Annotated in this window: 1 protein-coding gene and 1 pseudogene; both read right to left on the reverse strand. The window is 66.3% G+C overall.

Going from position 1 to position 1,521, the window contains the following annotated elements; genetic code table 11:
- Positions 1-961: MFS transporter (locus tag Q4E95_RS13830; protein WP_303383844.1), on the reverse strand; the 961-nt coding region annotated here is incomplete at its 3' end.
- A 117-nt stretch (positions 962-1,078) separates the two neighbouring features.
- Positions 1,079-1,521 (reverse strand): annotated as a pseudogene (locus tag Q4E95_RS13835) (hypothetical protein); the annotation flags it as partial.

The following is a 1,521-nucleotide window of genomic DNA, read 5'->3' on the forward strand; positions in this document are numbered from 1 at the left end:
GCACCAGGGTCGCGCAACCGAATCCGGCCAGGCCGAAGCCCACCAGGGCCATGGGGACGTTGACGGCGAGAATCACGGTGCCCATACCCAGGAAGATCAGGGCGCCGCCGAAACGCGTGATGTTCACTTCCCCAAAGGCGTTGATCATCCGGTCGCCCAGCAGACGACCGATGAACTGCGCGCTCACCATGACCACGTACCCGAAACCCATCACGGTGGCCGCGGCGCCCAGGGTGTCCCGGAGATACACGGCGGCCCAGTTGTTGCCGATGTCCTCGACGAGCACCCCGGACATTGCAATCACCGCGAAGGGCACGAGGGTCAGCAGCGCCTTACCCGCGCCCGCCGGAATGATGGGGACACCGGCGGTGTCCGTCATAACCTCCGCGGGAACTTCATGGCTGTCCGGGAGCGAAAAACGCATGGCCCCCAGTGCTATCGCCGCGAACAAGACGCCGCTCAATCCCAGGTGGATCGGCAGAGGCATGTGCAGGGCGATCGCCGCGGTGCCCATGAGACCGCCCAGCACGGCACCCACACTCCACAACGCGTGCATCGAGTTGATCATTGAAACCCCCGCCAGCCGTTGCACTCGCAGCCCCTGAGCGTTCTGGGCGGTATCGACCACCGCGTCCAGTGCGCCGGCGAGGAGCAGCCCCACGAAGAACACGGCCACGTGGGGAATGGACCCGGCAAAGAACACGGCGCCGGCCAACAGCACCGAACCGACCGCCGCGGCGGGCGCCGTTCCGAAGCGCCGAATGATCGGCGCGGGCAGCGGCCCCGCCACCACACCGCCAATGGGTAGGGCAATCAGCACCAGCCCGTACATGGCGTTGGACAGTTCGAACATGTCCTTGATCTCGGGGAGCCGCGGCAGCAGGTTCGCGTAGATCGCGCCGTTGGTCATGAACAACAACGACACCGCAATGCGGGCTCTAAGGATGTGGGAAGGGCTCACGAGAACCAGCGTATGGCCTGACTCCGCACACCGAAAACGCGGGCCCGCACCTCACCTGGAGGTACGGGCCCGCGTGTGTTGGTCAGTGTCAGTTGAACTCAGCCGGATCTCACCAGCTCAGTTGCCCGAGTGATTCCACGGGTCGTTGGTCATGGCATCGTCGTAGGCGGAGTTCCACTGTTCGCGCCAGTAGCGCATGTCCGCGCTGTCCTGGGAGCTGACGGGCTCACCGGCCACGAACAGACACGGTCGATTGCCGGGTGCGGATGCGCAAGCCTCCTGGGAGCTCCACGCCGTGACGAACCCGGACCGGTCACGTGCGGAGTTCGACGGCGCCGCACCGGGCGTGTTCGACGCCCCGGTGCTCGGGGAAGCGCTGGGCGACCCGCCCGCGGTGGTCGAGGGGCTCACGGCAGGTGACGGCGCAGCGTCGTAATCGTCGAAACTCGAATCGAACGACCCGTTGTGTCGGCTCCACTCCGGCGTGACCGTCTCGGGTGAGCGCGGGTCGGCGAAACTCTGCTGCGAGTTGGCGGGGTACCAGTAGTCGGCGGTGGGCA

Source organism: Kocuria sp. (assembly GCF_030536815.1).
Classification (GTDB): Bacteria; Actinomycetota; Actinomycetes; order Actinomycetales; family Micrococcaceae; genus Kocuria; species Kocuria gwangalliensis.